16 protein-coding genes and 1 pseudogene are annotated in these 23,971 nt (G+C 69.7%); 3 read left to right on the forward strand and 14 right to left on the reverse strand.

Translation table 11 applies throughout. From position 1 onward, the window contains the following. Window positions 1–827 precede the first annotated feature (827 nt). Window positions 828–1,040 (forward strand): hypothetical protein, encoded by a 213-nt coding sequence (locus H181DRAFT_RS22865; protein ID WP_045862069.1) that lies wholly within the window; start codon window positions 828–830, stop codon window positions 1,038–1,040. A gap of 795 nt (window positions 1,041–1,835) precedes the next feature. On the opposite strand, the gene H181DRAFT_RS22870 is transcribed toward H181DRAFT_RS22865, so the two are convergent. Genes H181DRAFT_RS22870 through H181DRAFT_RS22880 form a run of 3 tightly spaced genes read right to left on the reverse strand, consistent with a single transcriptional unit; the run spans window position 1,836 to window position 4,319 of the window. Next, the gene (locus H181DRAFT_RS22870) at window positions 1,836–2,654 is read right to left on the reverse strand and encodes a hypothetical protein (protein ID WP_175439691.1); all 819 of its coding nucleotides are present in this window, start codon (window positions 2,652–2,654) and stop codon (window positions 1,836–1,838) included. A gap of 16 nt (window positions 2,655–2,670) precedes the next feature. After that, complete coding sequence (locus tag H181DRAFT_RS22875) at window positions 2,671–4,014, reverse strand: hypothetical protein (RefSeq protein ID WP_045862071.1); 1,344 nt, start codon at window positions 4,012–4,014, stop codon at window positions 2,671–2,673. Next, on the reverse strand, window positions 4,014–4,319 hold the full coding sequence (locus H181DRAFT_RS22880) for a hypothetical protein (RefSeq protein WP_139131644.1): 306 nt from the start codon (window positions 4,317–4,319) through the stop codon (window positions 4,014–4,016). Before H181DRAFT_RS22880 ends, H181DRAFT_RS22875 begins: the two co-directional genes overlap by 1 nt. Window positions 4,320–5,014: 695 nt before the next feature. Here H181DRAFT_RS22880 and H181DRAFT_RS22885 point away from each other — a divergent pair. Beyond that, entirely contained in the window at window positions 5,015–7,735 is a 2,721-nt protein-coding gene (locus tag H181DRAFT_RS22885; RefSeq protein ID WP_045862477.1) for a DEAD/DEAH box helicase, read from the forward strand. Between the two features lie 289 nt (window positions 7,736–8,024). Here H181DRAFT_RS22885 and H181DRAFT_RS22890 read toward each other — a convergent pair whose 3' ends face one another. Further along, window positions 8,025–8,456, reverse strand: a complete 432-nt coding sequence (locus tag H181DRAFT_RS22890; protein ID WP_139131645.1) for a hypothetical protein — start codon at window positions 8,454–8,456, stop codon at window positions 8,025–8,027. 461 nt (window positions 8,457–8,917) lie between these two features. Here H181DRAFT_RS22890 and H181DRAFT_RS22895 point away from each other — a divergent pair, with 461 nt between their 5' ends. Then, complete coding sequence (locus H181DRAFT_RS22895) at window positions 8,918–9,817, forward strand: aminoglycoside phosphotransferase family protein (protein WP_045866297.1); 900 nt, start codon at window positions 8,918–8,920, stop codon at window positions 9,815–9,817. Window positions 9,818–10,092: 275 nt separating this feature from the next. Here the strand turns inward: H181DRAFT_RS22895 and H181DRAFT_RS22900 are convergent, their stop codons facing one another. The 10 genes and pseudogenes from H181DRAFT_RS22900 to H181DRAFT_RS22940 form a co-directional block, all read right to left on the reverse strand. Beyond that, the gene (locus H181DRAFT_RS22900) at window positions 10,093–10,668 is read right to left on the reverse strand and encodes a hypothetical protein (RefSeq protein WP_045866298.1); all 576 of its coding nucleotides are present in this window, start codon (window positions 10,666–10,668) and stop codon (window positions 10,093–10,095) included. Then, on the reverse strand, window positions 10,661–11,515 hold the full coding sequence (locus H181DRAFT_RS30275) for a hypothetical protein (RefSeq protein ID WP_368073291.1): 855 nt from the start codon (window positions 11,513–11,515) through the stop codon (window positions 10,661–10,663). The genes H181DRAFT_RS22900 and H181DRAFT_RS30275 overlap by 8 nt, the downstream gene beginning before the upstream one ends. A gap of 411 nt (window positions 11,516–11,926) precedes the next feature. Next, a pseudogene (locus H181DRAFT_RS30280) lies at window positions 11,927–12,124 on the reverse strand (helix-turn-helix transcriptional regulator); the annotation flags it as partial. A 714-nt stretch (window positions 12,125–12,838) separates the two neighbouring features. After that, entirely contained in the window at window positions 12,839–14,224 is a 1,386-nt protein-coding gene (locus H181DRAFT_RS22910; protein ID WP_139131747.1) for a hypothetical protein, read from the reverse strand. Window positions 14,225–14,707: 483 nt separating this feature from the next. After that, entirely contained in the window at window positions 14,708–15,214 is a 507-nt protein-coding gene (locus tag H181DRAFT_RS22915; RefSeq protein ID WP_045866301.1) for a GNAT family N-acetyltransferase, read from the reverse strand. A gap of 177 nt (window positions 15,215–15,391) precedes the next feature. After that, the gene (locus tag H181DRAFT_RS22920) at window positions 15,392–16,669 is read right to left on the reverse strand and encodes an ATP-grasp domain-containing protein (protein WP_045866302.1); all 1,278 of its coding nucleotides are present in this window, start codon (window positions 16,667–16,669) and stop codon (window positions 15,392–15,394) included. Between the two features lie 184 nt (window positions 16,670–16,853). After that, window positions 16,854–17,603 (reverse strand): thioesterase II family protein, encoded by a 750-nt coding sequence (locus H181DRAFT_RS22925; protein ID WP_045866303.1) that lies wholly within the window; start codon window positions 17,601–17,603, stop codon window positions 16,854–16,856. Then, window positions 17,600–20,683: a type I polyketide synthase gene (locus H181DRAFT_RS22930; protein ID WP_078895908.1), complete on the reverse strand. Its 3,084-nt coding sequence runs from the start codon at window positions 20,681–20,683 to the stop codon at window positions 17,600–17,602. Before H181DRAFT_RS22930 ends, H181DRAFT_RS22925 begins: the two co-directional genes overlap by 4 nt. Continuing rightward, the gene (locus H181DRAFT_RS22935; protein WP_078895909.1) at window positions 20,680–23,277 is read right to left on the reverse strand and encodes a non-ribosomal peptide synthetase; all 2,598 of its coding nucleotides are present in this window, start codon (window positions 23,275–23,277) and stop codon (window positions 20,680–20,682) included. Before H181DRAFT_RS22935 ends, H181DRAFT_RS22930 begins: the two co-directional genes overlap by 4 nt. Window positions 23,278–23,317: 40 nt before the next feature. Beyond that, a complete protein-coding gene (locus tag H181DRAFT_RS22940) occupies window positions 23,318–23,890 on the reverse strand; it encodes an aspartyl/asparaginyl beta-hydroxylase domain-containing protein (protein ID WP_045866304.1) in 573 nt (190 codons plus the stop codon). Window positions 23,891–23,971 lie beyond the last annotated feature (81 nt).

A 23,971-nucleotide genomic window follows, 5' to 3' on the forward strand; every position in this document is an offset into this window, starting at 1 on the left:
AATTCCTCCGGAATTCCTTAGTCACCCCTAACGGGGTGACTGCCTGTCAACGCTCCGCGCTGACAGGCTAGCAGCTTCGCCTCCGGCGGAGCTGCTCCCTTCTTCGCATCGCTCGAAGGGGTGAGGCAGACTGCGGTGATGGTGGTTGAGCTGGTGGGTTGACTCTCTGTTCTAAACAGGCCTACCAGGATGATGCATCAGGGGTACGGTATGGGAAATGGAAGACCTCCCTGGGGCGCCACCGAATTTGTGCTGAAGCCTGCCGCCGAATCGCGGTGAAGGTTTAAGAGCCGAGCGCGTGTAGGGCGGGGGCATGGATGATGGGATGTCACCTTCAGTGTTTTCTTCCTCCAGCACCAAAGCACAACGTGAAGTGATGTGAGTCCTTCGCTGAACGCGACGCCGAACATCTGGTGCTGGTGCCGACGCTGAACCTGCTCACCCAGACCCTGAAGGCATGGCGGGAGGCCGGCCACACAGGGCCGGCAGTGGCGGTCTACTCCCTGCACGCGATAGCGGCGAGCCAGCGCCGGCGAGGACCCGGCGCAGCATCATCCAGCGCTGGGCGAGGGGGACGACACCGCGTGACAAGGCATGACGACATCAACTGTCACCATACAAACGACATGCACCACGCAAAAACCGCAGCTCAACCGTCCACAATCCATGACGCCACACCACTGTCAAATCAATGACGCCCATCAGCCGTCACGTCGTCGTCCGCTCGTCTCGCTCGCCAGGTCCTTCCTGCCAGCGTGGGGCTCCCCGGTGTCCGCGAAGCGGTTGCGTTCGAAGGGCGATGCACGCAAGCTCGGGCGAGTGTGGACATGCACGACAACCAGCTGAATGTGTCTGTGCAGACAGTGCGCAAGTTGGTGGATGAGCAGTTCCCCGACTGGAGCTGCGAGCTGGAGCACCGAAGACGTGACGACCCCGAGGCTCGGTTCTCAACCTTCATCGGGATTCGGCGGCAGCATTTCCTATTGGAATTTCAGCGCCGCATCATGGGTTCGCATTTTCTGCTGAAAGCGATGGAGTAGATGGCCAGGGTTTCAGCTTCGAAAGCATCAGCAGTAAGCGCTGGACGCTATCGTGCCCGCTCTGGGGATCGGCGCCGGCTTCACCCCGGAAGCTGATGAGCAGCGCAGTACGCGGGGCGTGCATCCGGCGGAGGCTCGGCTGATCTACGCGGTCACACGCGCGCGTGAGGTACTGGATACGACGGGCGGCCACTCCGTCGCTGGCGACAGCGGCCACTCCGTGGATCTACGAGTCCTCCGACAGGCAGTGCGCGGCTCGATGGCTGCCATCGCAGAACCAGTTTCGGATCGACGACCGTGACCTGACTGACGACGACTACTGCTACGTCGACTTCTCCTGTCCTCTGAACACAAGCCGACCAGCAGGAGGTCGCACCCGCAGGACGTCCCCAAGGCGAAGGACTACGGCGTGACGGTGAACGGACGGCCCGTCATCTTCTGGAAGGTCTGCAAGGAACGTCAGGACGACGAGGACATCTGCTCCGACTGGCGCACGGACAAGACCTGACCATCGCCACGGGCTGACGGGCTAACAGGAGGGAGGGTCCGCGGTCCGGGCCAAGAGGGGGCGAGCGGCCCTCGCTGACCAGCAACAGGTCGGCGAGGGCCATCTCGTTGCGGGGTGGGACGAATCTCAGGATCAGGCGCTGAGCAGCTGACTGGACTCCTCGGGTAATTGCGCGATCCCCGTCTACGGCCGGCGCCAGGAGAGCCCGTATCGGGAGCGGTGACCGGGCGACCTCCCCTCCGGCGTTCACGCGCAAGCAAGGACGTCGTTTCGCACTCGCTGGCCTACTACCGGATCTTGGCTCCGCCTACTCGCTTCAACACGTCGTCTACCAGTCCGTCGTCACACAGGGCTACCGACCAATTGGCGCCCGCAACAAGGCCTTTGGGAGTTCGACCATCGGTGATTTTCGACCAGACGCTCTCGTCACGGGATTCCGCGTCCTCGTAAACGGTGAGGTCGGCGCAGCGCTCTTGTTGCTCCTGTTCGCCTCTACCTGTGGTGCACTTCAGGAATTGCCAGCTCAATGCCGGGTGGTTGTCGTCATCGTCCCGATCCGTACAACCCACGGCCGCATCCACCTTGTCGGCCAACGCCTTGAGGTTCTTGTAGGCGGGCTTATCAGGAATGTCAGGGAGCTGCTCCTTGTAGGGAGGGTCGTCAGGGGCGCCGGTTTTGCCGTGGGGTTTGAGGACGACGGCGTGCAGGGCCTTGGCCACGCGGGGGGCGGTGTCCGGCTCGAGGACGCGGATGTACCAGTTGCCGGCGGCTACCAGGGTGTGCTGGTAAGGAGGATTGCGGCGCGAGGAGATGGCAGTGCCGATGTGGTCGCGGTCGTCCACATGGAGTTCGAGCTCCACCGGCTTGCCCGTGCCAAGTCGGGCGCCGCACCTCGTGGCGTCCCCGCTCGGCGTCCTGCCAAGGACAGGGCAGGCAATTCCCGCCTTCTCTAGCGCCGATGCCAGGTTGTCCGTCGTCTTGAAGTTGGGGCCCTTGGGAACGTTGCTGGGGAGGGGCTTTCGTGGCGGCGCCCCTGCCCCCTCGTTCGATCCCATGCAGCCGGCCAGGAACGCGGCACTCAGACAGATCAGGGCGACTGATCGCATTCCACTCTTCAACAAATCAGTCCCTGGGCGGAGTTGGGGGCGGGTTGGGGCTCGGTGACGGCGTTCCGGGTTCCGGTCGGCCGGTGCCCGTGCCGCCCCCAGTGCCGGTCGTGTCGTAGATCGGGTCGAGGCTCACGTTGTGTCCCGCGGGGGTCTGGCTCTCGATCTGATCGATGGCCTGGGCGCGTTCCTTGTCGCCCAATGCGTCCCATGCCAACGTGTCGTCGATGTGCGGTACGACGCGATCCCAGGCCTCGCCTCGCTCCTTGATGGCGCCGCCACGGTGTGCGGAGTCGTCCCCGGAGGTCTCGTTCTTCTCCCGCACGTCCGGTGTATCGGCCGCATACAACGTGAACAGCTGCTTGTCGGTGCCGGCTCCGTACTCGTCGTTTTCGCGCAGATCCTTGAGGTGGTGCGCGCTCAAGCGGATGGCTTCATTCGGGTTCTGCTCGACGTATTTGGTGAGCTGGCGGTCACTCAGGTCCGATACCCGGCCACCGTCCGCGGTCTTGAACGAGTCATCGTTGTTGTGGAGCGTTTCTCGAATCGTCTCCAGTTTCATATGCGTGATACCAAGCGACTTGTCGGGCTTTAGCGTGTCCTGGAGCGTCGAGTCGAAGAACCCGCCGAACCATGGCAACGGACCTTCGAGGTCCCGGTCATGGTTCTGCCACCACTGCTGTTCCTGCCACAGGATGGCGAGCAGCAGCTTCTTACTCATGCCTGTCTCCGCTGCTGCCTTGTTCACCGCGGCTATCTGGTCCGACGAGACGTTGATCTTGTGCACACCGTCGAGATACTGCATACGTAGCGCGATGGCCAGTGGGCTGTTCTCATCGAGAGCCTGGGACACCAGTTTTGGGTCCTCGATCTCGGTCAGGGCCCGTATGGTGCGCAGTTCCGTAGCAGCCTCGGCGTCTGCCTTCTCGGCCTTGCGCAGGGCGTCGCCGACCAGATCCGCTGCGTGCTGCAGGGAGCCGCCGTCGCCCTCGTCACGGCCTTCCTTCCATGTGGCCCGACCGCTCGGGTCGATCTTGATGCCGTACCGGTCGGCGTAGTCGAGCGCACTCTCCAGTTCGCGCTTGGCGTCCCCGATCACATCGGCGAGCGTGTCGTAGGTGCGCATGAGGCCTTTGAGTGCCTTCGCGGCTGCTTCGAAGTCCTCGGCGTGTTTGACAAAGCGTCGGCGGGCGGCTTCGCCACTATCGCTGACCCAGCACTTCTGCAGGGTCGAGGCAACATCATCACGGGCGTATGAGGCCATGTCCTGGCACTCCTTCGACGACCGGAGCGCGTCGTCGGCGGCGTCCCTCCACTTCTGTGGGCGGGTGGTCTTGAGTTCTTCGACTGTGACGGCCATCAGGCGCCCCCTTCCATGCGGTTGGCCGCCCTGCGCATCTCGTCGGCGATGGAGTGATCCGTGCTGATCTCGCGGTCCATAGCCTTGTTGAGCCCCTCAGCCGCGTCCTCGACAAAATCCCCGAGAGCACGCAGGCGTCCCTGCCACGCGCGCACGCAGGCGTCGCTTGCCGGCCCCGACTCCCACCCACCGTGCGCTCTGCCGGCGGCAGCAGCATCAGCTAACTCCCGCTTGGTGCGACCCGCGCTGTTGGCTTTGCGTATGTCCTCGGACTTGCGCCGAATCGGGCCGTCCTCAAGAAACATCTCCCCCATGGAACATCCCCCCCCAACCTGAATGTGAATTGACCTCACATCACAGCGGCGCCAGTCTACGAGCTCCGTCAGGAGGGCCGTGAGGCCGGGGTGAGGGCGCCGTTTGCAGGCCATCAAACGGAGCGGTCCTGCAGCAGACCTTCCGGGAGGGCAGCCAACCGGCGACGGGCAGCAAGCGAACGGGCCCGTCACCGGCGCGGTGGCTGCTCGGCGGTCCGGTGAGGCGACCACGTTCCGCACTCCACCGGGCGGCGGAGTGCTCAAGCTTCCTGGGGATTTGCTCCCCTACGGAGTCCCTGTGAGGCCGAACCCTCGGCGGTTGCAGGCGTCAATGGTGGAGTGTCTCCCCTGCGGCGCGGGGGCCGACGTCAACGATCACGTACGGGCCTCTGCCGTCGAGTCGCTTGAGCTTGGCGTGCTCGGCCCGGACTGCGGCGAACCTTCAGCGCAGCTTCGTGCTCACCCAGCCCACCGCGTAGGTTCAAAAGGGGCGGGCCCGACGCCAGCGAAGGTGCAGCGCAGCATCACCCGGCACTGCTAGAGGGGGCTACAGGCTCGGCTTTCAACCTCATCGACTTTCGGCGGCAGATTTCAGCCCCCATTCAGCGTTTCATCTTCAGTGCGTTCTACCGCCCGCAGCGAAGCACAGGGTGAGTGATGCGATTCAATTGAAAGCGGTGAAGAGGATGGCCAGGGTTCAGCTTCGGAAGCATCAGCGGGAAGCGCTGGACGCGATCATCTCCGCTCTGGAGTTGCCTGTTCATGGTGACGTTCCCTCAGGCGGCCTGCGGGCGACGGTGATTGCCGCACCAGGGTCGGGGAAGACCCTGATCGCGGCCGAGGCGGCCCGCAGGCTCGTGCCAGGAGGGCGCGTCCTGGTTCTTGTGCCGACGCTGGATCTTCTCACGCAGACCGTCGAAGCCTGGCAGGCCGCCGGCCACCGCGGAAAGATGATCGCGGTGTGCTCCCTGAGCGGAGACACCATGCTGGGTGCCCTCGGTGTCCGGGCCACCACGAGTGCCCCGCAGCTGGCCTTGTGGGCTGGGAGCGGCCCTGTGGTGGTGTTCGCCACGTATGCGTCGCTGGCTCCTCAGGAGGTCGAGGACGGGCGGACGTTGGAGGGGGGTGAGCCGGTTCCGGGTGTGCTGGAGCGGGCCCTGCAGGGCGTCTACGGGCAGAAGCTGGAGGGCTTCGACCTGGCCGTCGTGGACGAGGCGCACCGTACGAGTGGGGACGCGGTGAAGGCGTGGGCGGCGATCCACGACAACGCTCGGGTTCCGGCGGTCCGCAGGCTCTACATGACCGCCACGGCGCGAGTGTGGGAAGTGCCCGCGTCCCCCGGTCGTCAGGACGGTGCGGAGGTCGCAGAAGTCCGTGAGGGGGCTTCTGGCGGGTTTCAGGGGCGTGTGGTCGCTTCCATGGACGATGAGGCGCTGTACGGGCCGCAGGTGTTCACCTACGGGCTGATGGAGGCGCAGGAGCGGGGCACGCTCGCGCCGTTCGTGGTGGACGTGCTGGAGATCCGCGACCCCGAGGCGGGCCCGGCGGAGGGGAGAGCGGCGGGCTTGGAGGAGGTGCGGGGCCGGCGTCTGGCCGCTTTGCAGGCTGCGCTGCTGAAGCACACGGACACCACGGGTGTGCGGTCGCTGATGACCTTCCATCACCGCACCCTCGAGGCCATGGCCTTCGCGCGGGCGCTGCCGGAGACCGCCGCCGAGCTCCACGGGTCCGACCCGCTCACCTATCCCGAGCGGGTCGGCTCGGACTGGCTGAGCGGCCAGCACACCGCCGGCGAGCGGCGCGCGGTGCTGGACCGTTTCGCGAACGGGTGGGATGCGGAGGGGTGGAAGACGGCAGTGTCCTTCCTCGCCAGCTGCCGCGTCCTCGGTGAAGGCGTCGACATCCGCGGCGAGCGCGGCGTAGGCGGTGTCGTCTTCGCCGACACCCGCAGCTCGGCCGTGGACATCGTCCAGAACATCGGGCGGGCCCTGCGGCAAGACCCCGGCGAGGGCAAAGTCGCACGGATCATCGTGCCCATCTTCCTCGCACCCGGCGAGAACCCGCAGAACATGACCGCCTCCCCCAGCTACCGGCCCCTCGTCGCCGTCCTCCAAGGCCTACGCAGCCACGAAGAAGCCATCATCGAGCGCCTGGTCCTGCACTCGCGCCCGACCCGCAGCGGCACCCCGGACGACGTACGCGCCCTCGACCCCCACCAGCCCGCCGACCATGGCGGCACCGAACCAGACGAGGACGAGAGGGACGGGAGCGAGGGGGACGCAGCAGGTTCGGAGCCCGGGAGCCGTGACGGTGCGCCGGAGGCCGGAGCGGCACTGCTGCAGTTCTCCACCCCGCGCGATCCAGACGTCATCGCCTCCTTCCTCCGCACCCGCGTCCTGCGGCCTGAATCGGAGGTCTGGCTGACCGGATACAACGCCTTGCGCCGCTGGGTCGCCGAACACGGCCACGCCCAAGTCCCGCTCCACGCCACCATCGACCTCACCGAACACGAAGGCGTGCACGAAGGAGAAGACGCCGAGACTGAGAAAGCCGAGCGTGAGAAGGCCGACGGTGGGAGGGAGGAGTCGGCGTTCGCGCTGGGGAGCTGGGTCAGTGAGCAGCGGCGGCAGCAGCGGGAGGGTGTGTTGCGGCCCTGGCGGGGTGAGCTGCTGGACGAGCTGGGGATGGTCTGGTCCGTGCACGACATCGCCTTCTGGCGGAAGCTGACCGCGGCCCGCGACTACTACGCCGTCGCCGGGACATTGGCGGCCCCGAAGAACGCGATCATGGACGATGTCGCGATCGGTCAGGCCCTGGCCAACTTCCGCAAGCCCGGCGGGTTGGGGAAGGACCCTGTGCGGGCGGCGCAGCGGCGGGCCGAGCTGGAGGCGATCGATCCGGACTGGAACCCCACCTGGCCCATCCCCTGGCAGCGGCACTGGGCCAAGGTGCGACAGTGCCTGGACGGTGGCGCCGCCTTGGAAGAGATCCGACCCGGCGTCCACGTCGGCGGCGAGGACATCGGCACCTGGCTGACCGAACAGGCCACCGCCTGGCACCAGTTGAGCCCGGGGCAGCGGGAGAAACTCACCGAACTCGGCATCCAGGCCCCGGAGGACACGGCCGGGAAGCCAGAACGCGCAGCGGGGAGGACACTGCTTCCCGCAGAGGCCTCGACATGGGAGAAGAACCTCACCGCCCTGCGGCAGTTCCACCAGCGGGAAGGACACAGCCGGGTTCCTCGCCAGCACCGCGAACCCGTCATGGTGGACGACGGAACCGGCACCGGCGGTTACGTCGAACACCAGGTACGACTCGGAGTATGGCGCAGCAACACCCGCAGCAGACGCACCTCACTCCCCGCCGAACTCGAGCAACAACTCGCGGATCTCGGCCTGTTCAACTAAGCCAGCCAGAGGCGCGGAAAAGGACGGCTTTCCACGTTCTCCGCAGACCTCGAAACTGTCCATTCTCCGTCCGCCTCGGGTAATGCCGGCGCATGCATGACTGCCGCACCATCCACCCACGAGCCCTGCCACAGAGGGCGGGTGAGTTCCATGAAGCGGGCCGCTGTGGCCTGAGTCGGGAGCAGGAACGCGGCGGTCTCACCGTGCTGCAGAGGCCGCTCACGCAAGTGTCGGGGGCGGCTCCAGGAAGGCTCCTGGAAGACGCGCTCTGGCCGGCGCCCAAAGCGTTTCAGCTCTCGCTGCGCCGGAAGCTACGTACCCATGTGCGGCTGGTGAAGAAGCCCATCAGGAGCAGGACGGCGCCGAAACACCACCACACGAAGGACCCCAGCGCAGCCCCGACCCCGGTCTCCCGCGCATGAAAATCATCGCCCAGCACCGTCTCGTAGGCCCCCACCTGCTCACCCTTGCCGTAGTCGCCACCCGCATCATCCAGTTCGGCGGGAAGCCAACCACCCTTGGCTGCCCCCTCAGGGAGGAACTCCCCGTGACAGGAGTAGTCGGACTTCTTCCGAAGGGGGTTGTGATCCGTGCAGTAATCCACAGTGAACGTCCCCGTCGAGCCGACAAGCCCCATCGCCAGCACCGTATGAACGGAGTTGACGAGCACCGCCCCAGCACCGGTCAATGTCAGCACCAGCCCCAACACCAGCCCCAACACACGCCACCCAAACGCAGCCCTCGATCCCGACGCCATACCACCCCCCGACACCGCACCCCCAGACCTGCCGTTCCTGACCTGCCCATCCCCCACTCCCGCACGAGCACCAGACATCATCTCCCCACCCATCACAGCACCGTAAAACCCACCCACACACAAACCCCCACCCCCCACCACCAACCAACCCAACGACGACCACCAACCACCGAGATGAGATGGGTTACTCACAGGGCCCGGAGCCGAAGCTCAGTAGTGTCACCGGAGGGCCGGATGAACCAGTGAATGCAACGGGTTGAGGCAGCTTGGTTGTCAGCTGTGAGGCACGCGGCTTGTCGCAACTCGGACGGGCGCGCCCTTCGGTGCTTCCCTGCAGGGTTAGAGCGCGGGAGAGCCAACCGGGGATCTGAATCTCCGATGAGAGCGAGATCGGCTCCGCCTGCCCTCAAGTACGGTGACTCCGCATGATCGAATCCGAGATTGAGATCAGCGAAGATCTGGTCCGCGACCTGCTGCGGGAGCAGCATCCGGACCTGGCCGGGCTGCCGATCCGCGAGGTGCCGGGCGGCTGGGGCAACCAGATGTGGCGCCTCGGGGACGACTTGGCCGTCCGGATGCAGCGGATGGACAAGCGACCCGATCTGCAACTCAAGGAGCGCCGCTGGCTGCCCACCTTGGCTTCGCACCTGCCGCTGCCGATCCCGACTCCGGTGCGGAGCGGTGCACCGTCTGAGCGCTTCCCCAAGATCTGGACCGTAATGACATGGGTGGAAGGCACGCCACTGGACCACGGCTCGATCACCCGCGGTGATCACGCGGCCGACATGCTGGCGGACTTCCTCAAGGCGCTGCATATGGAGGCGCCCGCCGACGCTCCGGACGCCTCGGACCGCGGCGGTCACCCCAAGGAATGCACCGACGGCTTCGACAACTTTCTGCAGGCCGTAAACCTCGGCCGCTTCGCCGAGGACGACGTCCGGGCCGTGTGGGACGACGCGGTCGCGGCCCCCGAGTGGGAGGGCCCGCGGGTGTGGGTGCACGGCGACCTGCATCCCGCGAACGTCGTCGTCTCAGACGGGACACTGGCGGGTGTCGTCGACTTCGGCGACGTCTTTGCCGGCGATCCGGCGTGGGATCTTGCAGCCGCCTGGGTGCTGCTCCCCGCGGGCGGCGCCTCTCGGTTCTTCAACAGCTACGCACAGGCGGATGAGGCGGCGATCCGACGGGCGCGCGGGCTGGCCGTGATGAAGAGCCTGTTCCTGCTGCTGATGGGCCAGAACGGGGACCGCGGCCTGCCCGGTGGCAAGCCGAATTGGGGGCCTGCAGGCCGGTCGGCGCTTGATCGTGTGCTGAAGAGCCTTTGACGTCGGCCTTGACCGACCGGGCCTTCCTGGCTGCCGTGCACTCGCTGACGGGGTCGGAGCCCTCCCGGCCGCCGGGACCGTCCGGGGTCGAGCCCTGCTCGGCCCCGGTTGTAGCGCTGGACAGACCATGGCCCACTTCACTCCGCCAACTCTCCTGCAGAGTCCGTCAGTTGAAGCGCTCAGTCACCAGCCCCCAGCCGGTGACAACCAACCTGCTATGTGACACCCATCGTGCTTCGGCTCAACAGCCAACCAGGATCTGTCGTCCCGTGGAGTCAGGCGGAGAAGGCGACCGAGGTGACGTATTCGTACTTGCCCCATTCGCTGCCGAGGTCGGGGAGGGTGTCGTCCCAGGCGTCGGCGAGGGCGTCGTCGTCGCCGGCGTCCCAGGCGTCGATGATGCGGTCCCAGTTGCGGATGGTGAAGCGGCGGAAGTTCAGCACCCGCCGATGCCGGTTCTGTACTCCGGTCTGGTCCAGGGGGTGGATCTCCACCCGGGTGCCGCCCCGGGCGTTCAGACGCTGCCGCAAGTGGGCCGCGACGTTGTGTCGCCGGTAGGCGCGGTAGGCGGCGTCGATGCGTTCCCGGTTGGCGGGGCTGGGAGTCTGGGTGCGCCGTCGCCAGGCGCGCAGGGTGCGGGAAGTGACGGTGATACCGGCCTCGCGCATGGCCCGGTAACCCGCGGCGGATCGGGTCAGATAGTTCAGACGGGCGTTCAGGCCACGGCGGGTGGTGACCGGGGAGATGATGCCGCCTTCGAGGGCGAGGCGGTCCAGGACGTCGGCGGCGGCCTGGCTGCCCTTGGTGCCGTCGGCGCCGAAGAGGCCAAAGTTGATGTTCCGTTCAGGCACCGGCCGCCTCCCCGCAGGTGAGGGTGTAGATGTTCTTGATCTTCACTTGGGCGATGTCGCGGCCTTCGGTGAAGACGGTGCGCCAGTCGCCGATGAGGTGGAGTTCGTCCGTGCCGAGGATCCCCGCGACCGTCAGCCCGTTGGTGTGGGCCTTGTACGCCTTGCCCCACAGGTTCGCGAACGCCTGGGAGCGGATGATGTGGACCCAGTCCTGCCTGTTCAGCTCGCGGTTGTAGGTGGAGGAGCCGGCGGTGGAGACGAACTTGGCGTACATCGCCTTCACATACGCCAGGGTGACCTCGTCCTCGTTCTCCAGCGCCGTCTTGCGTGCGGCAGCGAAAGTGAGTCGGAGGCCTTCCAGGAGGCCTTCACTCTCGCCGGAGGTCCACGACTCGTGGATCAGGGGCTCTTCGCACAGCCCGTAGCGGGGGCTGGAGCAGCGCTGCAGGAGGCGCAGGGTGGATTCCGTGACCCACAACCTGCCGGGCTCTTCGCGGTTCCCGATCGGGTTCGGCAGCGCCTCGTGGTGCCAGTCGGGCGGGGTGATCAGATGCACGCCGGAGCGGCGCTTGTCATACGGCGGGCCGCCCTCCGCGGGCCCGAGATGGTGCTCGAGCGTGCCGATCGGCAGATGCGCCTTCAAGGCGGAGAGGTATGCGCCGTTGACATCCAGCGCGGTCACCTCCGCGCCCGGGGGCAGAATCGAGGCAGGGGTGCTCCATTTCGGGCGGGCTTCCCAGATGTCGTTGCCCTCACGGCCGGGCTTCTTGTCGAAGATCGGCGGCAGGACAGCGTGGTAGGTGAAGTCGTACCGGCCCGTGCGGCGGCTGATCTCCAGCAGATGCATCGCGTCCGGGATCGCCTTGTACTCCAGATCCGCGATCGCCGCCTCAGTATCCCCACCGTTTTCGGAGAGGGCTTCGTGGACGCGGTCGGCGATGAACTGCTCGCCCTCACCCGGCGCGTCCTTACCGCTCGCGCGGCGTGGGCGAACCTGACGTGGGGGGCGCGAAGTTGGGGCTGACCGCTTCGAGGACGAGGCTCTCGGGGCTGGGGCCGGGGCTGGGGCTGGGGCTCCGGCAGCCGGAGTGCGTTCTGCGGGGGCGGTTCCCTGGGACGCAGTGTCCGCCCCGGAAGCGGGGGGCCCCTCATTCCGCGTCTGCGGCTGCTGAGCCGCTTCACGAGCCTCCAGGCGCTTTTGAATACCGGTCAGCAAATGCACGTACAGGGCGCGGGACTTACTTCCGGGCTCCGGCTCCCACCGGCCGGTTTCCCACCCGCTGACCGTCTCCCGAGACACACCGACCTTCACAGCGACCTGGTCCTGCGTCAGCTTCCACGCCCGGCGCAGACGGCGCCGCTCCGGAACAGGGGGGAGGCCGTCGTCCACCGGACCGGTCGCGTCCAGCAGAGCATCGACAGCCGCGAAGTCGGCCTGGGCGCCCGGTCCTTGCACGTCGCTCCCCTTTCACTTGCGTATCACTCACAGCATATTCCACAGAGCACGGATGGCCTGCCATTCTCACCGAACCGCCGTTGCTTGCACACCAAGCTCGGGCAGCACCGAGACGCAACTCGCGAGAGCAGAGTGCGGATCGCCATCGAGCATGGGAGAAGCCACCCGGCCGAGCTGGACCTCGGCGTCGTACCCAGAGAAGACAGCCGACCCGGCACGACGAAGGAGCAGCGGGGGTGAGAATGCCCAGGAGTTGAGCGTGACCGACGCTCATTCGGGGCCTGCTCCGCCGGCGGGCAGAGGGCTTGCCGCTGCCGTGGATCGCCCGGGTGGACGGAGCCCAACCTCTGCGCCCGCGTACGCCCCAGGCGCATCCTGGCTGGACGGCGCCCAATGGCGCTGCCAGGTTTCGCAGGGGTAGTCGAGTTCTTCCGAGCGGGCTGCTGCCCGTGCAATAGGCCACGGTGAAAGTGCCCCTCGTGCCCGCAAGTCCCGTCGCCTGCACAGTACTGACGGAGTTGGACGGCACGGCCCCGACCGGGCCCGAGCCCTGGAGAACACCGTCTCCACGGCCTTCGTTCAACCCGGTCGGCCGGCCCCGCACCGTCCCCTCGACGGCGGCACGCCGTCTACGGCCTGGACGGCGACACCCTCGACCTCTCCGTGAACGAACGCGGAACCAGGCCGTCCTGGAACCCGCGGCTCCCCTCGGGGTCAGGTTCCTGCCGGGAACTTGCCTTCGGTGATGAACCATTCGCGGTTGATCGGCGGGAAGTCGATGTGCTTCGACGGGCGGTTGCCGATGATCACCAGCGGCAGCTGCGCGAACAGCGAGCTCTCGAGGGTCAGTCCCCCGTACAGCTTCCACTGGCCGCTCCCCTGGGCGTCCGATGCGTCGGTGTACTCGCCCGTCGCCCGCAGATACGGTCCGATGAAGGCGACAACGCCCACAGTGTCGTAGAGGCTGACGTTCGCCTCGGGGCCGACCGACGTGCGCAGTTCACCCTTGCCGGAGACGTCGGCCTTGCCTCCCGGAAGCGTCTCGCCGTCCGCGTGGCTCTCCGGCTCCCAGCCCGACGCTTCCGAGTACCGCGTACCCACCTTCACCGATCCGGTCGCGTTCTGGTCGACGTCGACCTGTACTTGGCCGTTCGCCTTCACCTTCGCCACCAAGCTCAGCTTCACCGTGACGACGACCGGCACCGGGCCGACCATGATCACGGGATGGGCCGTCGCCTCGGCCAGCGGGAGACGCCGGTCGAAGTCGGCTTCGACGGTGCCCTTCACGCGCCAACTGGCCTCGTAGTCCGCGCCGATGCCGACGGAGGCGGTGACGTCGGCGGGGTCGTCCGACCCGTTCCCGTCGTAGGAGAAGTCGACCTCGGGTGAGACGGCCAGGGAGCCGTCCAGCACGGACCCGGGGGTCTGCCCCTCGTCGGGACCGGGGAGCTCGGTGTCGAAGTCGAAACGCAGGTCGCTGCTTCTGGTGCCCGCGCCTTGCGATTCCTTCCCGGGTCCCGTCGCTCCACCCGAGCCCTTCGCCCCGCTCCTTGCCACCTCGAGCCCCTGCACCTGCGGGGCGATCCTCCAGGCAGAGGACGAGACGGGGACCTTGCCGTCGGCCTTCGCCCCGCCCAGAACCTCCGCCAAGTTGGCGCGGGACGTGCGAAGTTCGGCCTTGCCGCTCTCCTGGGACCGCACCTGCCTGACCTTGACGAGTGCACCCTCCGGGGCCGCCTTCGTGGGCGGACTGGCGATCACGTCACCCTTGCGGACGTCGATGCCTTCGGTGCCGCCGCCCCGGTCCTTCTGGCTGAGAACGGCCCGGCCGGCCTTGGCGTCGTAGGAGGAGAGCGTGACGTGCGCGTCCTTGAGGGTGTTCGGCCCCCGACGGTCCGAGGGACGGCTGATCCTCGCGGAGTCGGACCGGGCTCGCGCGACGGTGAGTTCGGAGCCCGGGTTCCGGCTGCCGTCCGCGGAGGCGCCGTTCGGGCCGGCGGCCTCAGGGGTACCGAACGCGCTCGGAACCGCGATGCCCGCCGCCAGCAGGCCGGATATGCAGATCACGGAGAACCAGGCGCGGCCAGTAACACGCTTCACGTGGAACCTCTTCGCTCGCGCGGGCACACGGCCCGTGGGGGTGGGGGCGCCACAAGCTACTCCTCGGTTATCCGGATACCAAGCGCGCGGCGAATACCTGTCACGATCCGAGCATTTGCGCTCCGGGCAGTCGTGTCACGTACGTTCCGGCAGCGGCGGCGGGCCGGTCTCCCGCCCGGACGACTGGTACACCGCCCTTCCTCAATGCGCACTGCACACGAGTTCCGGTCGGCCCGCACCTCCCGCACAGCGGCACTACATCGCCGCCCCGTGCCTGACGCGCTCCTCCTCTCGGACATCCTCGACCACGCAGCGGGCCAGACGCAGACGGCCGGTCTCGGTCAACGGTGCGTTACGGTGCGGCATGAAGGCCTCTCTGGTCGCCGGTGCAGATGTCGCAATCCACACCAGGCCAGAAGGCCCTCACCCATATCAAGATCACCTACAGGTGATCACCGTCACCAACCTCCATGGACAGAACAGCTAGTCCTCTGCCGTCTCGCGAAGCGAGCGGTGCATGATGTGCAGCCCCACGTAGCCCTCCGCCGGATGCCGGAAGCCCTCGGGCAGCGTGCCGAGGATCTCGAAGCCGAGGGACTCGTACAGCTTCACCGCGTGCCTGTTCGTCTCGACGACCGCGTTGAACTGCATCGCCCGGAAACCGGCCTCGCGTGCCCACTCCATCGTGTACTCGCACAGCGCCCGGCCCACGCCCCGTCCGCCGTGCACCGGGTCGACCATGTAGCTGGCGCTCGCGATGTGGGAGCCGTTGCCCTTGTGGTTCGCGTTCATCTTGGCGGTGCCCAGGACGGTTCCGGCGTCGTCGACGGCGACGACGGTGCGGTCCGGGGCCGGCAGGAGCCACCAGTCCCGGCCCTGCTCCTCGCTGAGGTCGTTCGGGAAGGTGAAGGTCTCCCCCGCTGCGACGATCTTGTGGAAGAAGGGCCAGATGGCGGGCCAATCCTCGGTACTGGCTTCCCTGATCAACATGCGGACACGATGCCGGTACAGCGTGCGGGGCCGCAATGGCTTTCGCTGCCAGGGCAACTACCGTACGCCGCCTGCCGATTCAGCAACGGGGAGCGTACGGCGCGGAACCGGCGCACGCCGGAAGGACGGTCCTCTTCCGGCGGGCGCCGGTGACGGCACGCGTCGCAGGCGGAGACGTCAGACCGTGCCCGGCTCGGGGGATGTGACGCGGAAGAGGAAGGACAGTCCGGCAGCGTTCTCCCGGGCGCGGGCGAGGGCCTGCCCGGCATCCGGTGCCGAGGCGCGGGCTCGTGCGATACGGGCGAAGGAGCCCTGGCCCGAGAGCTCCTCCCCCGGCGCCAGCAGCACGGTCACACCCGGGTCGAGGTCGTCGGCCTCCACGCCGTCCGCGAGTCCCACGTAAGTTCCCGACGCCCCGGGGGCCGTGTACCAGATCGCCTCGCAGCGCGGTTCGCCGTCCGCCTCCAGGACGGCGCGGATGTCCGGGAGGACCTTCTCGCCGAAGGCCTGCCGGGTCTGGAAGTCGATCATGTCGACGCCCACCGCGTCCTTGACCAGGTTGAAGATCTCGTCGCCGCCCACGCGCAGGTGGGTCTCGATGACCCGCGGGCCGTCGGCCGTCAGCACGACCTCGGTGTGGGTGGGGCCGAACTCCACGCCCAGGGCGTCCAGGACGCGTCGTGCGTGGTCCTCGATCGCCTCCTTGACGTCCGCGTCGAGGGGCGCGGGCAGGACGTGGCCCAGCTCCACCATGTTGACGGGGTCCGAGTACTTGCGCGTGACGGCGAGGACCACGTGCTCGGCCGCCTCGGAGAAGGCCTCGACGCTGTACTGCGGCCCCTCGTGGTACTGCTCCGCCAGCACCCCGAGCCGTGCGATGCCCGGGAAGTCTCCCGCAGCAGTGCGGTAGGCGGCTGCCGCTTCCTTCGGCGAGCGGACGACAGTGACGCCGAAACTCGCGGTGCCCGCCGTGGGCTTGACGATGAACGGGTACCCCGCCTCGTCGCCGAACGCCAGCAGGTCCGCCTCGTTGTACGCGCGTCCCGCCTTCGTGTCGTCCACTCCCGCCTCGCGAAGCCGCTCGCGCATGGCGTGCTTGTCCTGCACGAGACGTACGGTCTCCGAGCTGTGGGTGGCGACGCCGAGCGCCTCGCCGACGGCCGCCGCACGGTCCTGGTCGTGCTCCCAGAAGGTGGTGATCCGGGTCACCGGCTCCAGGGCGTGAACGGCCCGCGCCAAGGCGACGACCTCCTCGACCGGGGCGTCCTGACGCACCGCCAGCACCCGCAGGTAGTCACCGCACTCGGTGATGCGGGCCAGGTGCTCGGGCCGGCAGATCACCGAGATCCGCACCGACTCGTCGAGGGTGCGCAGCCGCGCGGCGTAGTCCAGCCGCGGGCCGATCGCGAACATCAGGTAGTGGTCCGGCGTGCGCTTCGGGTCCAGGTCTGCCATGGGAGGGCCTTTCGTCAGGTCGGGAGGACGGGGACGGATGCTGGGCCATGAGGCGGAGAGCCGCCGTCGCGGCGGGCGGAGCGGATGCCTCGGCCGTGGCGGGCCGGAAGTGCGGGACGGCATCCGGCCGTTCCGCGACGTCGCGGGGGTCCGGAGCGGAACGGCCTGGGGCGGACGAGAGGCCCTAGCCGCCACTCGGCACCGCGCCGGAGGCCAGGGCCGCTTCGACGAGGGGGTACGGCGGGTTCGGTGTCAGGTAGAAGTGGTCGCCCGGAACGGTGTGCAGGGTGAAGCGTCCGCCGGTCACGGCCGCCCAGTCCGCCACCTGCGACGGCGCCACCAGCGGGTCGCCGTCGGCGGCGATGGCGGTGACGTCGCAGCTGAGTGCCGGCCCGGGACGGTGGACGTAGGCGTCGAACATCCGGTAGTCCCCGCACACGTACGGGAGGATCAACTCCCGTACCTCCGGGTCGGCGAGCAGTTCGGCGTCGGTGCCGCCCAGGGAGGCGAGTGCGTCGGCTACGGCGTCGTCGTCCAGGTCCGACGCCTTCGACCCTTCGGGGTGGGGCAGTTGAGGGGCGCGCGCGCCGGACGCGAAGAGGTGGCTGATCCTGTGGCCGTCCGCCTCCAGTACGCGAGCGGTCTCGTAGGCGACGACCGCGCCCATGCTGTGGCCCAGGAAGGCCACGGGCCGTCCGCCGAGCAGGGGCCGCACGGCATCGGCGATCTCGGCCGCCATGGTGAGCAGTTCGGTCGGTGGTGGTTCGGCCAGGCGGGCCGCGCGCCCGGGGTAGCACACGGCGTGGATCTCGTACGAGGGGAGCCCGGCGGCCCACGGGTGGAAGAAGGACGGCGATCCGCCGGCGTGGGGGAAGCAGATCAGCCGGTGTTCCGCCTCGGGGCGGGGGGTGGCGCACTTCAGCCAGGCCGTCATGGGCGGTCTCCCGCCATGAGCAGGGACTCCACCAGCGCCGTGTGCCGTCCGAGTGTGGTGCCGGTCATGAGTTCGCGTATGGGGACGCGGACGCCGAGGTCGTCGCCGATCCGGCGGGCGAGCCGGACCAGTTGGAGGGAGTCGCCGCCGAGGTCGTAGAAGTCGGACTCCGCCGAGAGGCCGGGGCTGCCCAGCAGGTCCGTCCACAGGGCCGCCACGGCTTCGGCCGGGGTCCGCCGGGTCGCCGCCGAGGCCGATACGCCACCGGAGGGCGTGGCCGCGGCAGCCGGTGCGAGCGGGTTCGCCGGGGTGGCTTCCTGGGTGGCGGCATCTTCGCGGGGCCGCGTCCCCGCGGGGCCGGACGCGCGAGGTACCGCGGCCGGGGCGAGCAGCCGCGGGCCTGCGAAGGCGTGGCCAGGCAGGTGGGCCGGGCGGCCGTCACCGGCGAGGGCGGCCGCGTCCACGGGCAGGCCCCTGGTCCACAGGCCCGCCAGGGCCAGCAGCGTCTCCTCCCCCGGACGGTCCGACCGCCCGGGGCTCAGCGGCACCGCGGTCAGCCCCGCGGCCTCGGCCATCGCACTGAGCGTCCTGCCGGGGCCCGCCTCGACGGCCACGGCTCCGGGGTACTCCTCGGCGATCGCAGCCAGGCCCGCCGCGAACCGCACCGTGCTGCGGGCCTGTCGGGCGAAGGTTCCCGGCTCGACCGTGCTGCCGGAGGCCAGCAGGGCGCCGGTGGGGTTGGACACGTACGGCAGGCCGGCGCGCCCCAGCGTGAGGCCCGCCGCAGCTTCCTGCAGACGGGCGGCAGCCGGGTCGATCATCGAGGTGTGGAAGGCGTGACTGGTGCGCAGCACGCGCGCCTTGCCGCGGTCGCCGAGCCATTCCGCGAAGGCTTCCGCGGCGGCCTCGGGGCCGGCCAGCACGCAGCTCTCCGCGGTGTTGACCGCGGCGAGTTCCAGCCGGTGGCCGGTGCCGTCGGCGAAGTCTCCGGCCAGTTCCAGTGCGCGCTTCTCGCTCAGGGCGAGCGACACCATCGTGCCGGGCGGGCAGGCCTGCATGGCCCGTCCCCGCTCCGTCACCAGCGCGACGGCGTCGGCGAGGCCGAGGACGCCGGACAGGGCGGCGGCCGTGATCTCCCCGAGGCTGTGCCCGGCGAGGGCGACGGGCCGGACTCCGAGGGTGCGGAGTGCCGTGGCGGCCGCGTACTCGACGCAGAACAGGGCGGGTTGCGCCAGTTCCGTCCGGGCGAGCTCCCCGGCCGGGAAGCAGGGGTCGTACAGGGCGGCCCGGACGCGGTCCGCGAGCTGGAGCTCCAGGTGCTCGAGGCACTCCAGCAGTACGGCGGTAAAACCGGGCAGCGCCTCCTGGAACGGCAGGGCCATTCCGGGGTGCTGGCTGCCCTGCCCCGGCAGCAGGAGCACCACCGGTTCGGGGGCGGCGGCTCGCACCGGGGCGGTTCGCAGGCGGTCGGCGAGTTCCTGGTGGCTGCGGCCGGCGACGGCGGTCCGGTGTGCGAGGCCGGCGCGGCCGGCCGCCAGTGTGTGGGCGATGTCGGTCAGCGGCACGCCGGTGAGTCCGGGGAGCCGGTCCGCGAGCCGCCGTTCCGTGTGCCGTAGGGCATCCGGGCTGACGGCGGAGAGCATCAGGACGCGGTCCTCGGCGCTGTTTGGCTGCTGCTCGCCGGCGGCGGGCGCGGCGGCGGGCTGCTCGATGACGACGTGCGCGTTCGTCCCGCCGATTCCGAAGGAGCTGACTCCGGCGCGTCGCGGTCCCGAACTGTCCCACTGTTCGCATGCGGCGGGTATGCGCAGCGGTGAATCCCCGGTCTCCAGCAGCGGGTTGAGTCTGCGGAACCCGGCCACGGGCGGCACCTTGCCCTCGCGGACCACCAGCAGCGCCTTGATGAGCGAGGCGAGGCCCGACGCGGCGTCGAGGTGGCCCATGTTGGCCTTGACCGCGCCCACCGCGATCTGCCCCGGCCGGGCGCCGAGACGCCGCAGGACGGCCGATGCTGCGGACCATTCGATGGGGTCGCCGACGCGGGTGCCCGTGGCGTGGGCCTCCAAGTATCCGAGCGAGTCGGCGGTGACGTCCGCGGCCGCGAGTGCCGCGCCGATGACGGCCTCCTGTCCGGTGGCGGAGGGCGCCTGGTAACCGGCTTTGGCGGAGCCGTCGTTGTTGACGGCCGTCCCGATGATCGCCCCGTACGGGTCGCATCCGTCGGCGACGGCGTCCTCGTAGGGCCGCAGTACGACTGCGACGACGCCTGAGCCGGCCAGTGTGCCGTCCGCCTCCGCGTCGAAGGGCCGGCAGTCGCCGGACGCCGAGAGGATGCCGCCCGGCAGGTGGAGGTGGCCGGCCTGGGGGAAGTCGACGGCCGCCGCCACGACCACGGCCTGCTCGCACTCGCCGTTCAGCAGCGCCTGCACGGCGAGGTGCACCGCGACCAGGGAGGAGGAGCAGGCGGTCAGCACGCTGAGGGCGGGGCCGGTCAGACCGAGGCGGTAGGCGATCCGGGTCGCCATGTAGTCGGGCTCGGTCGCGCGCAGCACCTCCTCGATGTCCGCGGAGTCCAGGCTGCCTGAGGTGAGCATGGCCCGCAGGTACGCGCTGCTGCTCGCCGACGCGTACACGCCGGTGACCCGGGACTCGGTGACGGGGTCGCAGCCCGCGTCCTCCAGTGCCGTCCACGCCGCTTCCAGCATCAACCGGTGCTGCGGGTCCATGAGTTCGGCCTCGCGCCTGCTGATGCCGAACAGGGTGTGCTCGAAGCGGTCGGCGTCGGCCAGGAGGCCGCGTACGGGGACGTAGTCGGGGTCGTCCGCCACGCTCGCCGGCTCACCGGCGGCCAGGAGGGCGTCGCGGTCGAGCCGCGTGGTGAGGACTTCGCCGCGCAGCAGGGCGCGCCACCAGGTGGGGATGTCGGCCGCGCCGGGGAAGCGTCCGGCCATGCCGGTGACGGCGATGTCCAGCGAGCGGTCCCGCTGGGTGTCCTCTCCGGAGAAGGGGGCGCCGGACGGCGGTCCGGAACCGGTCCCGTGCTGCTCCGGGCCGGGTACGTGCGGCAGCGGATCGGTCATCGGGACGCTCCTTGCTGTGCGCGGCGCCGGCGGGCGCGGGAGGCGCGTTCACGGCGTGCCTGCTCGACCCGGGCGCTCGACCCCGCCGCTTCCGCGCCTCCGGCGGCGCCGGAGCGGACCAGGGTGGCCTGGGCGTCCACCGTGGAGCAGCGGAAGAGGTCGACGACAGAGGGCCGTACGCCGGTATGCCTGCCCAGGGCGTCCTGGAGCTGGATGATCAGCAGCGAATGGCCGCCCAGGTCGAAGAAGTTGACGTCGCCGGGCACGGCCGCGGATGTCTCCAGCACCTCCGCCCATGCCGCCCGCACGCCCGTGAGGGGGTCGGCGGCCTGTTCCGGCGGGTTCGCCCCGCCCGCCGGCTGCCGCTCCGCGGGCGGACTTTCGCGCTGCTCGGCGAGTTCCGCCAGCGCGGCACGGTCGGCCTTGCCGTTGACGGTGACCGGAAGGGCGGTCAGCGCCCGCAGTCGGGACGGCACGGCGGCCTCGGGCAGCGAGCGGGCCAGCTGCTCCCGCGCGGAAGGCAGTGTGTCCGGCGCGTCGGTGACGACGAAACCGGTGAGCTTGGTCCCCGCGGCGTCCGGTACGACGACGGCCTCGCGTACGCCCGGGAAGTCGCGCAGCGCCGCCTCGACGGCGTCTGTCTCGACGCGGTGGCCGCGGATCTTCACCTGGTTGTCGCGGCGTCCGAGGAACTCCAGGGCGCCGGCCCGGTTCCAGCGCACCAGGTCGCCGGTCCGGTACATCCGGGCGTCCCCGCCTGCGAAGGGGTCGGTGAGGAAGGCGCGGGAGGTGGCGTCGGGGCGGCCGTGGTAGCCGCGTGAGACGCCGGCGCCGCCGATGTGCAGCTCACCGGTGATGCCGGGCGGCACCAGGCGGCCGGCGCCGTCGAGCACGTAGAGCCGGGCGCCCGGTACGGGTCCGCCGATGTCGACGGGTCCGGCGTCCTCGAAGCGCCGGAAACTGGCCCAGACGGTGGCCTCGGTCGGCCCGTACTCGTTCACGAGGCTGCTGTGTCCGCCCAGCGTCCGGACGTGGCGCCGCAGCAGCGTCTCCGGGAGTGCCTCGCCGGCGGTGATCACGGTGGTCAGCGAGGCGAGCCGGGACGTGCCGAGGCGCTCGGCGGCTGCGAGCAGCGTGTCGTACAGCGACGGCACGCACAGCAGGTGCGTGACGGCGTGCCGCTCGACGAGCCGCAGCAGGGCCTCGGGGTCGCGGAACTCGTCCGGGCCGGCCACGACCAGGCGGCCGCCGGCGGTGAGGGTGCCCCACAGGCCGGCGGCCGAGGAGTCGAAGGCGAGCGGGGAGAGCAGCAGGAAGACCGGGGCGCCGGGGTACACCTGACGGCGGGCCAGGGTCGAGGCGGCCAGCTGGCCGTGTTCGACGACCACGCCCTTGGGGGCCCCGGTGCTTCCGGAGGTGTAGATCAGGTACGCGGCGTCCCCGGGTTCCGTATCCGCGAGCGGAAGGGCTTCGCCCTCGTGGCGCACCGCGGGGTCGTCGGCGGTGACGAGGGCCGCTCCGAGCGGAGCCACGCGCTCCTCGGCGCCGCCGGTCACCACGACAGCCGAGACCTGGGCGTCGGACAGCACCGCCGCGACCCGCTCGTCGGGGTTGGCCGGGTCGACCGGTACGTAGGCGGCCCCGGTGCGCACGGTGCCGAGCACCGCCGCCACCATGGCCGCGGAGCGCTCGGCGAGGACGCCGACACGGTCGCCGGGCCGGACACCGGCGGCGGTCAGCCTGGCGGCGATCCTCCCCGCCCAGGCGTGGAGTTCACCGCGGGTGACGTGCTCGTCCCCGCAGACCACGGCCACGTCGCCGGGGCTTGCGGCCGCCAGCGCGGCGACCCGTGCGTGAACCGGCTCGCGTCCGTCCTGCGGCAGCGGCTCCCCCAGCCCGTACTCCAGCAGTTCCCGCCGCCCGGCCTCGTCGAGCAGCGGCAGCGCGCCGGCGGTCGCGGCCTCCTCTTCGGACAACGCCTCCAGCACCGTGCGCAGTTGGCCGAGGAGGGCGGCGACGCAGTCCTCGGTGTACCGGCCGGTGTCGTGCAGCGCCACGAGCTGTGCGCCGTCCGCGGTGCCGGCGCCGTCCCGCAGGGCGATGCTGATCTCGCGATCGCCGTGGAGCGTGTCGGCGGTCTCGCCGAAACGGAACTCCACCAGCGGCTGGGGCAGTTCGGGCGCCGGGGCTCCGGCGCTGCACAGGGCGGTGGACCGTTCGAGCGCGAGGTCCGTCCCGGCCAGCAGTTCGGCGCGGGTCAGGTCGTCGCGCACCGCGAGTGCGACCGGCACGTCGAGGGCCGCGGCCAGGACGTGGTGCGTCCCGGTCCGCCGCGCCAGGGTCACGGCCAGTGCGGCGAGCCCGACGGTCAGCGGCGTGACCGCGTGCTGCCGCGCCGTGCGTGCGACCGCCGCCCGCAGCCCGGCGTCGAGGGGCAGGCGCACCACCCCGATCCGTCCGGCGGGGGCGCGTCGGGGCCCTCCGACGCCCAGGGGACGGTCGGTGGCGGCGGCGCGGACCTCGTCGGCCCACTGCTCCCCGCTTCGGTCCGCGGCCGGGGATCGGCCGAGGGAGGCGGCGGACGGCGATGGCATCTTCAGCTCCTTGGGTGGCGGTCGGTGCGCGGGCGGCGGGTCAGTCGGCCAGCGTCATCGTGAGGTGGATGCGGTCCGTGGCACCCGCGTTGTAGGCGGAGTGGTGGCGGAGGGTGTTGAGGATGTGCACCCGGCCGTCGGTGGGCACGTGGTAGGTGTGGCCGCTGCGGAAGAGCAGGCGGCAGTCCTCGTTGGTCTCGATCGCCACGTGCGCGACGCGGGAGTGGTCGGTGTGCATGTGGTAGATCTCGCCCGGGTGGAGCGTGACCAGGCGCATGCGGCCGGGACGGAACGGCAGCTGCCGGTACAGCTCGTGGAAGTAGGTGTCCCTGAGCGCCTCGTTGAAGAACGCGAACTCGCTCTCCTCGAAGTTCTTCTCGCCGGTCTCCTGGTTGAACTGGCCGGTGCCGGCGTCGCGCCACGGGTCGGCGGCGCCCGCACGGTGCGTCAGGCCCAGTCGGCGCAGACGGTCCTCCGGCTTGCCGGAGGGCGCGTCGGGAAGGCGCTCCAGGTACTGGTGGTAGGCCGCGACGATCTCGTCGTGGTCGAGCTGGAGGCCGTCGACGATCTCGACGAGTTCGCTGTCGATGACGCTGAGCGTGGGTGTGGACATGGGGTGATCTCCGATCTTTCTGCGGGCGGATGCCCGTACGGGACGTGCCTGGTGCGGGGTGTTGCGCACCTGCGGGAGGAG

It is taken from the genome of Streptomyces sp. WMMB 714 (assembly GCF_900090125.1).
Classification (GTDB): domain Bacteria; phylum Actinomycetota; class Actinomycetes; order Streptomycetales; family Streptomycetaceae; genus Streptomyces; species Streptomyces daqingensis.